Genomic DNA, 13,097 nt, shown 5'->3' with positions numbered 1-13,097 from the left:
ATTTCCCCATTCAATCTACTTAAGAAAACTTAGAGACATTATAAACCGAACACTCTCTTTGCATACTGTTAATAAATAATCTGGCAATATGGTCCCATGATAAGGATGGCTTGCTCCAAACACATGGTTTGCATTTTTTATGAGTTCAAACTTTGCTTTTGGATTGAGCCATCTAAATTCTTCTGCCACGCTAAGACTAACGTTGATATCTTCGTCTCCATGAATAATCAACCATGGCTTTTGCAATTTCTCTGCTGCCTTTTTAATATCCAGGCTTTCTTTATTTTCCTCATAATCCTGCAATAGAATTAAATTGAGAGGCATATATTCTTTTGTCCTCGCGTTAAAAGTCTCGATCTTTCCTGTCGCCTTCCACTCGTCTTCCTGTTCCTTTTTCCATAAACTGCTAAAATCATTAATAGCCGCCCATGTAATTAAGGCATTCACCCTTTTATCCCTTTCCGCTTGTAAAATGCTTATTCCTCCTCCTCTGCTATGCCCAATTAAAATAATTTTAGAGTCTTCATGTTCCTGTTTTAGGTAGGAAATTACCTTTTCCAAATCGAATAGTTCCTTAACTGGTGTGTTATTGGCAAAATCTTCCAGATTAGTCACGTCCTTTGGATCGTCCACCGGAACCCCACTATGTGAAAAATTAAACTTAACATAGTCAATACCATGATCGGCAAAATATTTAGCAACCAGGTTATGTGCTCCCCAGTCTTTAAATCCCTTAAAACCGTGAACAAACAAAGCGAACACCTTACTTCCTGAATCCGAAAAAGTGATGTCTCCCAATATAGATTTATTATTAAATCCTGCTATTTTAAAATCCATTATATTTTCTCAAAAACATGTTCCTTTCGCTGTATTAAAACGGTATCTCCGTCCATTAAACTTTTGTAAAAATCGTCTTTTATAAAATTAGTCCGATCTGCTAATGTGAAAGTTCCGTGTTTACCGTCACGATTCGACCAATAATAAACAGTATATGAGGGTACGGTTAAAGTAGTGTTATTCTCAGCTTTTATAGGTATAACAAACCTGGCTTTACAAACTTGTGAATACCCAGTCCTCTTTGGCAAAGAGACACAATTTACAGATTCAGGAAATTGATTTATAAAATCAACATCGTAATTAGAAAGATTAGATTGCGTTTGGAATTCTAAAATAAAATCATGCCTTATAATGATAGAATCATTACCAACTAACAAGGCTCTCTTCTCATCTATATTTTCTACTATCCCGGAAGCATAAGGCGCAAAAAAAGATCCGTCTCTTTTCAACTCAATACTCTCTGGGATATTCTCATAAAGTCTACTCATAGTTTCTTTATCGGCACTTAAATCTGTCGCCAATTCCTTATTTCTCATGAAATTTTCTATTTCATTTTTAGACTTCACTTCCCCTTGGTTTGTGTATAACTCTACATCATAAGATAATACACTATTTTTGTTGGAAAAAGACCCCGTCAAGGAGTTAATATCAACATTAACCCTATTACAGCTTTGAAGAATAATAATTAAAATTAATAGATTTAACACTAATCGTCTTGTTTTCATAAGTTTACATTTAGCATGCAAATACAATATAACAAAATTGCTTTAATCTTTATATTTACAGCATGGCTACAAAAAACAGTTTTTTAAAAAATAGAGATTTCGGTTTATTGATTTTAAGAGCAGGCATCGGCATATCGATGCTTACCTTACACGGACTTCCTAAAATTACCGGGGGTGTTGACAAATGGAAAGCGGTAGGAAGCGGAATGAAAGTTATAGGAATTGATTTCTTACCTGTAGTGTGGGGCTTTGCAGCAGCAGCAACAGAAACATTCGGTTCATTCTTATTAATTCTTGGTTTGTTTCACCGTCCTGTAAGTGCTTTGCTAGCTTTCACCATGTTGATTGCAACCTTAGTTCACCTGAATAGCGGAGATGGCATATCCGTTGCATCACATGCTATGGAACTAGGACTAGTTTTTGTTGCTTTAATCTTTACAGGCCCAGGAAAGTATTCTGTAGATAAAAAATAACTCAAAAAACATATAGAAAACGCACTTAGTTCACACTGGTTCAAATTTTAGAAGGCATGACTTAGCCTTATTTCTCTTTACCGAACATTATAACTTAAAAGCAAAAATGCAAACCAGGATATAACTTGAGCTTGTATCATAAAAGTGCAAGTCACCTTTCGCTCTACACCTTTACACAGAAAACTTGAGCGTGATTGGCTTTACTATCAAAGATTGCTTCCCGGGTTCGTTCGAAAGAAACTCCTTTGGAGCAATTACACTCCTATTTCGCCATCGCGAGGAGGAACAACGCGGCAATCTTTCAATTGGTTGATAAGAGATTACTTGCGAGCCCACGAAGCAATCTCGCGCCTAGTTCAAGTCTTACCGAGGCTGTCTCATATGTTTGTACCAGCAAATATAGGAGACAGCTCCTTCTGTTACACGAATAAAGAAATAAATCAAGCCCCTCCGGTTTTCAGCCTATTCCTTCTTATAAAACACTTTTCCAATTGCAGGCAGTTTCATTCCATCCACAACGGTTTCTTCTTCGCTTGTCCAGATCTTCTCCCGAGCAAGGCGTTCCTGGTACTTTTTGTCCCGCTTGCGCTTTCTGGCTATCTCCTTCAGTATCTCTTCCCCGCGGTAATTGGTCAAGCGATGGCGGTTAGGAAAAGCTTTCTCTAGTACCGTCTGATCAGCTGTCCCACTCTTAACCTCATTCTCAACCTTATCCTTATCCTCATCTTCTACTTTAACCTCATGATCTATCCTGTAAGCTCCTATAATCTCCGCCGGGCTGTATTCCTTGCCGTTCAGGCTCAGCGGCTCCCCATCAATACCTTTCATCCCGAAACAGTGCAGCGAAGCGCTCACCAGAACGATGCTTCCCGCAGGCAGTGCAACATCAGATAACCATTCCTGTTCCGGTATAACCTTTCCATACTGCAAAGGGATATCCTTATAGTCCAGGTATTCGTAATAACCTTCCCTGAAACTAATGGCAGCCACCATCAGGCGAAGGATAGCGTTCTTGGTATATTTGGGCAGTTGCAGATCTTCAGATACATTGAAAGCAGGTATCTGTACCATGATCCCTCCATCCACCATGGAACATACCGGCCGAACGGCAAGCGCTTCAGTCAGCGGTGAATTGATATTGAACTGTAATCCCTTTAAATGTTGCGGGTTGCCGTCATGCAGATCCCGTTCGCCACGTGGCTTTTCGGTATCTTTCAGGCTCTTCAGCAGGGCTACATTCATACGGTTGAGCAGTCGGCCATCGCTGTGATAGGCAAAAGAAGAATATAAACTTCGCAGGATGCGCCCGCAATTGCTTACCAGTCCGAATTCCAGTGCACTTTCTTTGGTAGAGAGCGCTTGCCTTACCCTGGCAGGTTTGGACTGTACGATGTTCATGTTGCCCACGGTACGGTAAACCACATTGCCGACTTTCCCGTGAAGCCTTCCTCTGCTGTCTATTATTGCCATGTTGGTCTAATTGGTTAATAATAAACCTAATATATACAATTTATCCCTTAATTCACCTTAGCTGATACTGCTTTTTATAAATATTTGCTTAATATCAAAGCATATAAAGTCCATGTTTTTTAACTAAAACATGGACTCTAATTGGATTTATTATAGATAATATTTGGATTTATAAAGAATCTGTTAATGTGATGGTTAGGTTAACAATGTCGACAATAGAATAAGCTTAATTAGTTTAGCGCCTAAAGGTCAAAGATCGGGTTCTACGGTATTTTGCCGGGCTAACTCTTCGTCAGCACAGGGTAAACTACCTGCCGCCCGGAGGACAATGCTCCCTTAAAAACTTAGTAAAAGTTAAAGCCAGATGTTTTGCAGTGCCTTCTCCCTCAGAAATACTATGCGAACGGTTTGGATAGCTCATCATCTGAAAAGTTTTTCCATGCTTAATCAATTCATTGATCATCTGTTCGGCATTGTTGTAATGCACATTATCGTCTCCCGTTCCATGAATCAGCAATAAATCACCTTTCAGATTTTTCGCATGTGTTATTGGTGACCCCTGAACAAAAAAATGCCTGTCTTCCGGCAATAAGCCCATATAACGTTCCTGATAAATATTATCGTAATTGAGCTGATTATCTACAGCAGCTATGGATATACCTGTCTGGTAAATATCCGGATATTGAAACAACAGATTCAAAGTAGTAGATCCCCCTCCACTCCATCCCCAAACAGCAATTCGTGTTGGATCGACAAAATTCCATTTTAGAATCTCCTGAGCTGCCATAGCCTGATCTCTGATATTCTGCACACCAATATTCTGGTAGATAGACTTTCTCCATTCGCGGCCTTTTGGTGCAGGCGCTCCCCTGCCTTCAACAGACAGGTAGATATAACCGTCATTTGCCATATCCCCATCATAGAGTCTGTTGAGCCCTGTTCCATAAGTATTCTTTACCGTTTGCCCGGCAGGTTCTCCGTAGACATAAAAAACTAATGGATATTTCTTGTTTGGATCAAAATTGGTAGGCTTCACCATCCAACCGTCCATTTCTATTCCATCAACAGTCTTCACTGTAAAAAACTCTACATTCGGATAATCTTTGGGCAACTCCTTTACTTCACCTTTAATCAAAACATTATGATCGGGCAAGCTGACTGTTTCTGTTATGGGAACCTGCCTGACACTGGAAAATTTATGAATTCCTATTTTACCATTTGGGGAAATATCATATCGGTGTGTTCCTTTTTGTATAATCGGGCTTAACCGCTGTGCCTTGGTATTACCGTCTAAAGCAATCCTATAGAGATAACTTTCTGTTGCGTTATCCGGAGAAGCCATAAAATAAATATGCTTAGAAATATTGTCTATAAGCTTTACGGAAATAACGTCGTAATTCTCTTTTGTTATAAGGCGCTCATTCCCTTTCAAGTCTATAGCATAAATCTGTCTCCAACCACCTTTTTCGCTTACCCAAATAAATTTGTTTCCATTATTAATCCAATCCCAGCCTGCAGGCCCTTCATCACTCCATCGATCCTTAATATCTATCCAGGCAGTCTCAGTTTCTTCATGTATCGTTTTAGATATCCCTGAACCCGAATTGGCGATGATAACTTTACTTATATTCTGACGGCGGTTCAATTGCTGAACAATAATCTCTGAAGAATTCGCCCATTCCATTCTTGGGATATAATGCTGAACCGGATCTCCGGGAATATTCATCCATCTGGTATCTCCTCCATTGGCAGACACCACTCCTATCCGACACAAACTCGGATCTTCCCCCACTACCGGGTATTCTACAGGGATTGTAAAAGGATACGGTGAATCTGTATTATTAATCATTAAATAATTCCTGGTTTTTCGCGCATCCAGTTGCCAATAAGCAATCGATTTCCCATCGGGAGACCACCTGAACCCATCTCTGCAACCAAACTCTTCTTCGTACACCCAGTCAAATGTTCCGTTTATCAACCTGCCTGTTCCATCTTTCGTTAAAGCGGTAGCGGCACCGCTATCCAAATCCTCTACATAAATATTATTTCGGGATACGTATGCCACTTTATTTCCGTCGGGAGAAAATTTGGCAAACATCAGAGACGATATCGGTTGCTGCTTACCAATTTTGCTTAACTTTTTACTGCTTCTGTTAAAAACCCAGTAGTCGCCTCGGGTATCGTACCTCCAAACTTTTTGCGTGTTGGTTGCAATCAATAATTTCTTTTTGTCTTCACTCAAAGAAAATCTCACGGGTTCTATCGCCTCCCCTCCAGCAGGAGTAAGCATTGCTTTTGAAACAAATACTTTTTGGTCTTTTCTGTTTTTGGCATTAATTTCATAAATCCCGTCTTCACGAATCTCATAAAACGAATTTCCATCTGCAGACCATTGCACAGTTTCGTACTGTCCGAAAACTTTATTTCCAAGTGTTAATATTAACAGTAAAATCAGTCTTAAACCTTTTCCTATATTCATCATCTTCTGTTCGCTTTAATCCTTGTCGGAGTTTCTTCTCCGGACACAATGCCCGACATTCCAATAGCAACCATTTTTATTACCCCCGCAATATTATCGACATCCAGTTGTTCAACTTCATCCTTTACTGTATGATAAGTCTCATCTTTATTGATTTGTACCGTAGAAAGTGTATGGGCCGGAATGCCTTTCTTTACCAAGGGCATATTATCGGAACGATAAAACAGCTGCTGTGTTGTATAGGGGTCTTCATACAGCATAAATTTTGTGTTTTTTAAATGGTTTTGCATGATTTTACCCAAATCGCTAAACCTGAATCCGGTAATATAAGCTGTGTTTTTACCAAATTTGGATTCTTTACCTATCATCTCCAGGTTCAACATAGCGACTATATTTTTTGCGTTCACTTTATCCGAAAAATATTCGGAGCCCCAGAAGCCAACTTCTTCTCCGGTAAATGCGACAAATAGCAATGTCCTTTCGTTGGCGTTTTGGTTTTTGAAGATTTTGGCCAGCTGTATCATAGCCGAAACTCCCGAGGCATTATCATCTGCTCCGTTCGCTATTGAATCCTGACCTATAGCAGGCAGGATGCCAATATGATCGTAATGTGCAGAAAAAACTACAAATTCATTTGGCCTTTTTTTACCTGGCAGTACACCTATCACATTTTTCAAATTGAGCCGGCGTCCTTTATATCGCTTCTCAAACTCCTGATAATAGGATGTATCTCCTTCAAAACCTTTCAACCCAATTTTGGCAAATTCTTTAGCGATAAACATAGCTGCCCGATTAATATCCTCTGGTACCAATACATTCCTTCCCCTCATATCATCAGAAGCCAATGTTTTCAGAATGCGTTGTGTCTCTTTTATATCTACAATAGGTTCTGAACTCTGGCCTTTACAGGAAAGTATAGCTGATAAAAGAATTAGCGTAAATATGGTATAGATTTTATTTTTCATCCGATATGATCTGGCTTTATATTATAAGAAACAACATTATCCTTATAACCTGTTTAAAATTTATGCAATAATTTTTTTCTGACTCTTAAACTAGCTACATAAAAACAAAAAAAGTCCTTTCAGTTTTTACCGAAAGGACTTTTTCAACATCTTATATTTTCCTATTATTCTTCGTTTAAAGATTCTACAATTCTGCCACCCTTATAGAAATACCTGCTATAATAAGGTTCATCCAAATCACTGATTACTACTCCTTTTGATGTTGAAGCATGTGCGAAACGATTGTCTCCCAAATACACACCAACATGAGTAATACTGCGGCTTTTGATTTTAAAGAACACTAAATCTCCAACTTTCAGTTCTTCTTTGGAAAGAGGGTTAGTCATGCTAAAAATATCTCTCGAATTGCGCAACAGCGTTGTATTGAATACTTTATCATACATTGTTTTAGCGAATCCTGAGCAATCAATTCCTTTCTTGGTATTACCACCAAAACGATAAGGAGTACCTATCCAATCGTAAATGAATTGGTACATTTTAGTATTAGAAGTAGCTGATATTGCCACGCCCATTACTTGTGAGAAAAACTGACTTGCTAAATTATCAGGATCCGAAGTTTCTGTTTTTGGAACGCTATTTGAAGATGTTGTTTTAGAATTTTGCGCTTTACCAACTAGCACCGAGCTAATTAAAAGTGTAAAAATTATAATTTTCTTCATTCAAATACTTTTTAGGTTTGAAATTTTCGTAACAGATTAAGTAACGATACTTTTTCAACTTTATTTTAGTAAAGGCACAAAAGTAACCCTTCTGCACCAAGCATCCAACAATAATATGAATATTTTAACAAAAATTAACAGCCTAAAGCTAAAATAGTTAAAAAAGCGCAGGTATAGTTTTAAATTTGTCGATATATTAATAGATTTGCTGTCCCATTTAATATAGTTTATTACGCATGAGTTCAGTTGCAATAACAAAAGAGACATATCTATATTGGTATGAATTAATGCTTTTCTTAAGAAGATTCGAAGAGAAAACTGGTCAGTTATACGGACAACAAAAAATCAGAGGTTTCTGCCATTTATATATTGGCCAGGAAGCCGTGATTGCCGGAACAATGTCAGCTACCAAAAAAGGAGATAGTTTAATCACTACTTATAGAGATCATGCGCATGCGCTTGCAAAAGGAATGTCTGCAAAAGCAGCTATGGCCGAGATGTATGGTAAAGCGACAGGTTGTTCTAAAGGAAAAGGTGGTTCTATGCACTTTTTTGACAAAGAGAATAATTTCTACGGCGGACACGGAATTGTAGGTGGTCAAATTCCACTTGGTGCGGGTATCGCTTTTGCTGAAAAATACTTAGGAACAGACAACGTAAACCTATGTTATATGGGCGATGGTGCTGTTAGACAAGGTGCGCTTAATGAAACTTTCAACATGGCGATGAACTGGAAATTACCGGTTGTGTTTATTGTTGAAAATAACGGTTACGCAATGGGTACGTCTGTTGCCAGAACAGCAAATACACAAGACATTTACAAATTAGGACTGGGTTACGAAATGCCTTCTATGCCTGTTGATGGTATGGATCCTGTTGCTGTACACAACGCTATTGACGAAGCTGTACAAAGAGCAAGAAGAGACGAGGGACCTACTTTCCTTGAGATCAGAACTTACAGATATAAAGGACATTCTATGTCTGACCCTCAAAAATACCGTACAAAAGAAGAGGTAGAGGAATACAAAGCAAAAGATCCTATTGAAGTTGTGAAAGAAAAAATTCTGCAAGAGAAATGGGCAGACCAGGCTTGGTTTGATGAAGTTGCAGCAAAAATAAAAGCAGAAATTGATGAAGCTGTGAAATTTGCAGAAGAGTCTCCTTGGCCAGATCCATCTGAACTATACACAGATGTCTATGTGCAGCAAGATTACGATTTCATTAAAGACTAAATAAATACCGAACCGGAATTTTTGAAAACATAAGTTCCGGTTTAGTGTTAAAATAAACTGTTCACAATAAACACGGTAAAACATTAATAATAAATGGCTGAAGCAATAAGAATGCCTAAAATGAGCGACACCATGACCGAAGGTGTTTTGGCTAAATGGCATAAAAAAGTTGGTGATCAAATTAAAGCTGGTGACGTAGTTGCTGAAGTGGAAACAGATAAAGCAACTATGGATTTTGAATCCTTTCAGGAAGGTACCTTGCTATATATTGGTGTTGAGGAAGGACAGGCTGTTCCTGTAGATGCGGTTATTGCTGTTATCGGAGCCGAGGGCGAGGACTATAAATCAGTTTTAAATGCTGATAGCGGTGCTGCTGCTCCGGCATCAAAAGAAGAAGCTCCTGCTGAAGAAGCAGCTGAGGATAAAGACGGTGGCGCTGAAGATGTAGATTTATCCAGTATTCCTGCGGCTGTTATCCGCATGCCTTTGCTAAGCGACACCATGACAGAGGGTGTTATCAATAAATGGAATTTTAAAGTTGGAGACAAAGTTAAATCAGACGATTCTTTAGCTGATGTTGAAACCGATAAAGCAACAATGGAAGTTGTTGGTTACGAAGAAGGAACTTTATTATACATTGGTGTTGAGGAAGGTAAAGCAGCAAAGGTAAACGATATTATCGCTATTGTTGGTGAGGAAGGTACTGATATAACACCTCTTTTAAAAGCCGGAAACCCTGGTACTAAAAAAGAGAAAAAAGAAGAATCTGCGAAAGAAACCGCATCAGCTCCTGCAGAGTCAGCCAAAGAAGTAACTTCTTCTAACACTGACAGCAGAATTAAAGCTTCTCCTTTGGCTAAGAAACTGGCTGAAGAAAAAGGCATCAACTTAAGCGAAGTAAAAGGAAGTGCTGAAGGCGGAAGAATTGTAAAGAAAGACGTTGAAGGATTCACTCCTTCTACTAAAGAAGTTGCAGCTGCTGCCGAAGCTCCTAAAGAAGAGAAAGGATTTACTATCCCAACTTACGTTGGTGAAGAAAGATATACAGAGCAACCTGTTTCTCAAATGAGAAAAGTTATCGCTCGTCGTTTAGGCGAAAGCTTATTCACGGCTCCGCACTTCTACTTAACAGTAAGTGTTGATATGGATAATGCGATGGCTGCCCGTACGCAAATTAATGCTATTGCTCCTGTAAAAGTTTCATTTAACGATATCGTTATTAAAGCGGTTGCCGTTGCATTGAAACAACACCCTGCTGTAAACTCTTCTTACAGAGGCGACAAAATCCGTTTCAATGAGCATACTAACATTGGTGTTGCTATGGCTGTTGAGGATGGCTTATTGGTTCCTGTAGTTCGCTTTGCAGATGGCAAATCTTTATCTCACATCTCTGCTGAAGTTAAAGAGTATGCTAAAAAAGCAAAAGCTAAGAAATTACAACCTTCAGATTGGGAAGGAAGCACATTTACAGTTTCCAACTTAGGTATGTTTGGTATTGACGAATTTACTTCAATTATCAACTCTCCTGATGGTGCAATCCTTTCGGTAGGTGCAATCCAACAAGTTCCTGTTGTTAAAAACGGAGCTGTTGTTCCAGGAAACATCATGAAATTAACTTTAGGTTGCGACCATAGAGTAATTGACGGTGCTACTGGTGCTGCTTTCTTACAAACCCTAAAAAGTTTAATTGAAGAGCCTATCAGATTATTAGCATAAAATAATTATGTTATAAACATATCGCAAAAAAGCCTTTCTTAAGCTAAGAAAGGCTTTTTTGTTTTGGGAAATTATATAAATAAATGTCCTCCACGCACATTTAATTAAATCGATCCTTATACTTAAATTTCGGTTTTCCGTCTTCACAAATAACACCATCGGGAGCTACGATTAAAGAACAGTCTGAAATAATCCCCCACTTTTTATTAAATTCTACAGTGGCAGACGTATACTTCTCCGCTTTACTTAAAAAGCTTATGGTATCAATTTTAGACGAATAAGCAATAAAACTCATTACACCGCCACAAGCTTTGGCGCCAATTCCTATAACTCTCCAGTCATCCGCATTATTACAAATAACACTCTCGGATAATTGTTGTAATTCGGCAAACATCGTGGAAAGTCTTCTTTCATCTTCTTTTCTTGAGGATTCCTTTTTACAGGATATTGAAATGAAAAACGTACAAATAAAAATTAAAGTTAAAGGTTTCATAATCTCGGCTTTATGTCAAATACGACAAGCCGATTAATTCTGATACATTAAATTAAAAACGGACTCCCGTAAATACAGCCAGCTACTTTAATAAAAAGACCTTTTAATTAGGATACTCATGATTAAAATGCATTGCCTACTTTTTATAAATGATCAGATAGCCGGAATAATATAAAGCCTTTTGTAAATGCTTTCTGTCGCCGGACTCTGGTCCACCGTTAATCTGTTCCAGTCGGCAAACAAATCTGTACAAATCTGTTTCCTTTTTTATAGTCATAACGTTTGCAGGTACATCATAGGAATTTTCATTATTGTCGTTTCTCACCTTATAAGAGTTTACCTTAAGCAGATTACTTAATAAAGTTCGGGTATCAAAAACCAGTGTTACATTGGTGTTCGATTTCAAATGTATCTTATTCGCGGTATCAACACTTAAAACAAAATTGTCTTTACCAATGTTGAAGGATCTCGTTTTTTTGTCCTGATGGCTCATATTAGAATTGAAAGCGATAATTTTATCTGCGCCAGCGACGTCGATGATATCTTCTTCTAGGTTATAAAAATATTTTACCACATCACTGTTAATTCCTAAATCTTCAGGCTCATACGCTTTTGAAATCTTCATCATTGACAAGACAGTATCTCTTGCTTGCCATTTTAACAGGTAAGAATTATCGAATTTTGATGCCGTATCTGCTTTAGCCTGAAATTCCTCATCAATGGCTTTCAAATCTGGTGTCACAAATTGCTGAAGTGAACTTATCCCGTGTTTGTTGTTTAAATAAGTTACCAGATTCCGTATCTCATTATTTCGCTTAGGCAATGACTTCTCTTTCAATATTTCTCCTAAACGATTTTGTTGCGAAGTTTTCGAAACATAGCTTATTCCCCAGGGGCCAAAAGTTGTTATCAGTGCTATAAACATTAAACTTATTGGGATTATCCTTATTTGCTCTTGCCCTTTTATGATAAAATAGCCTGTAATAAAGCTTAACCAAATGGCCAAACCGATTAAGATATATCTGCTTTCTGTAATACCGTAATTATCAACTCGTTTATAAACAGCCAGAATCAAGAGAACTAGTAATGGAACCATTAAAAAGTAAAACCACTTACTAAAGAGTTTCACCCATTTGCTATCATCATCGTTTCTTAATGGGTGTACGAGTAATAAAGAGAGAATCCCAAATACGGCATAGCCTAAAATTAAAACAGAAACCGAACCGTTTGGTAACTCCCAGGCTAAGGCTATTTTAATTTCATAAGCCAACAGAATAAGCAAGTAAATGCTTGCTAGCGGGATTAACACATATTGTGTAAAAATCTTTAGTCCTTTTGGATAAGATGTATCGGCATTTAATTGTTGTATTGGCGAAGTGATTCCCGACAGAAAGAATAGTGTGTTGAATAGTCCGACAATAATAATCCACAGTCTAAAATAAATTTGGCCTTCCCAATTAATAGAAAAAAGTGTTTGAATGCTAAATAAAGCAATAGATAAGCCAGCGAATAAAACAGCACTGTATAATGCAGCTGTCGCAAAACGTAAGAAAAAATTTTTATTTATTTGCCAGAATCCGTTGTTTTCTTTAGAGGATGAAAAAGCAGAAACGGCTACCAGTAAATGAAAAGCGAAAGCCAATATTACTAAAACAAGTATATCCGCCTCTCGTCTAAATGGATTGGTAAGAAAACCAATAGTTGCTAACAGGAAAACGATGAAGATGTTTCCAGCAATTTTTCTTGATGCTGAAACACCTCTGCTCTCCGAAAAAAGGGCAAAAGCCAGAGATAGCGTCAGACCTAAATTACCGAGATATACTCCTTTAGTGAGCAAAGAGGTTGATTGAAGATCTTTATATTCAGCAGTGATTAATAAGCCACATATTGTTGCTAAAAGTGCATATAAAAGAGGAAAAGTAAATCTATTACCTACTTTTACCAAGGCTAACCATAATTGATAAATGCTGGGAAACTTCATAATTTGG

Annotated in this window: 11 protein-coding genes; 3 read left to right on the top strand and 8 right to left on the bottom strand. The window is 37.9% G+C overall.

Annotated elements, in window-relative coordinates:
• Window positions 1-15 precede the first annotated feature (15 nt).
• Window positions 16-837, bottom strand: a complete 822-nt coding sequence (locus PEDSA_RS15710; RefSeq protein WP_013634149.1) for an alpha/beta hydrolase family protein — start codon at window positions 835-837, stop codon at window positions 16-18.
• Complete coding sequence (locus PEDSA_RS15705) at window positions 837-1,562, bottom strand: hypothetical protein (RefSeq protein WP_013634148.1); 726 nt, start codon at window positions 1,560-1,562, stop codon at window positions 837-839. Before PEDSA_RS15705 ends, PEDSA_RS15710 begins: the two co-directional genes overlap by 1 nt.
• A 62-nt stretch (window positions 1,563-1,624) precedes the next feature.
• Here PEDSA_RS15705 and PEDSA_RS15700 point away from each other — a divergent pair, with 62 nt between their 5' ends.
• Window positions 1,625-2,035, top strand: a complete 411-nt coding sequence (locus PEDSA_RS15700) for a DoxX family protein (RefSeq protein WP_013634147.1) — start codon at window positions 1,625-1,627, stop codon at window positions 2,033-2,035.
• A 462-nt stretch (window positions 2,036-2,497) separates the two neighbouring features.
• On the opposite strand, the gene PEDSA_RS15695 is transcribed toward PEDSA_RS15700, so the two are convergent.
• The 4 genes from PEDSA_RS15695 to PEDSA_RS15680 all read right to left on the bottom strand — a co-directional run bounded on the left by PEDSA_RS15695 (window position 2,498) and on the right by PEDSA_RS15680 (window position 7,668).
• Window positions 2,498-3,505 (bottom strand): hypothetical protein, encoded by a 1,008-nt coding sequence (locus PEDSA_RS15695; RefSeq protein WP_013634146.1) that lies wholly within the window; start codon window positions 3,503-3,505, stop codon window positions 2,498-2,500.
• A gap of 307 nt (window positions 3,506-3,812) precedes the next feature.
• Entirely contained in the window at window positions 3,813-5,987 is a 2,175-nt protein-coding gene (locus PEDSA_RS15690; RefSeq protein ID WP_013634145.1) for a S9 family peptidase, read from the bottom strand.
• Complete coding sequence (locus PEDSA_RS15685; RefSeq protein WP_013634144.1) at window positions 5,984-6,949, bottom strand: M28 family metallopeptidase; 966 nt, start codon at window positions 6,947-6,949, stop codon at window positions 5,984-5,986. The genes PEDSA_RS15690 and PEDSA_RS15685 overlap by 4 nt, the downstream gene beginning before the upstream one ends.
• A gap of 164 nt (window positions 6,950-7,113) precedes the next feature.
• Window positions 7,114-7,668, bottom strand: coding sequence for a C40 family peptidase (locus PEDSA_RS15680; protein ID WP_013634143.1), 555 nt, complete (start codon window positions 7,666-7,668; stop codon window positions 7,114-7,116).
• A gap of 236 nt (window positions 7,669-7,904) precedes the next feature.
• Here PEDSA_RS15680 and pdhA point away from each other — a divergent pair, with 236 nt between their 5' ends.
• Entirely contained in the window at window positions 7,905-8,900 is a 996-nt protein-coding gene (pdhA, locus tag PEDSA_RS15675) for a pyruvate dehydrogenase (acetyl-transferring) E1 component subunit alpha (protein WP_013634142.1), read from the top strand.
• Window positions 8,901-8,993: 93 nt separating this feature from the next.
• On the top strand, window positions 8,994-10,616 hold the full coding sequence (locus PEDSA_RS15670) for a pyruvate dehydrogenase complex dihydrolipoamide acetyltransferase (protein WP_013634141.1): 1,623 nt from the start codon (window positions 8,994-8,996) through the stop codon (window positions 10,614-10,616).
• 100 nt (window positions 10,617-10,716) lie between these two features.
• On the opposite strand, the gene PEDSA_RS15665 is transcribed toward PEDSA_RS15670, so the two are convergent.
• Both PEDSA_RS15665 and PEDSA_RS15660 read right to left on the bottom strand, forming a co-directional pair.
• Window positions 10,717-11,109, bottom strand: a complete 393-nt coding sequence (locus PEDSA_RS15665; protein ID WP_013634140.1) for a hypothetical protein — start codon at window positions 11,107-11,109, stop codon at window positions 10,717-10,719.
• A gap of 136 nt (window positions 11,110-11,245) precedes the next feature.
• Window positions 11,246-13,090, bottom strand: a complete 1,845-nt coding sequence (locus tag PEDSA_RS15660) for a DUF4153 domain-containing protein (RefSeq protein WP_013634139.1) — start codon at window positions 13,088-13,090, stop codon at window positions 11,246-11,248.
• Between the last annotated feature and the right edge of the window lie 7 nt (window positions 13,091-13,097).

The organism is Pseudopedobacter saltans DSM 12145 (assembly GCF_000190735.1).
In the GTDB taxonomy this organism is placed as follows: domain Bacteria; phylum Bacteroidota; class Bacteroidia; order Sphingobacteriales; family Sphingobacteriaceae; genus Pseudopedobacter; species Pseudopedobacter saltans.
The sequence above is the reverse complement of the archived record's forward strand: the minus strand, read 5'-3'. Positions and strand labels throughout refer to the sequence as shown.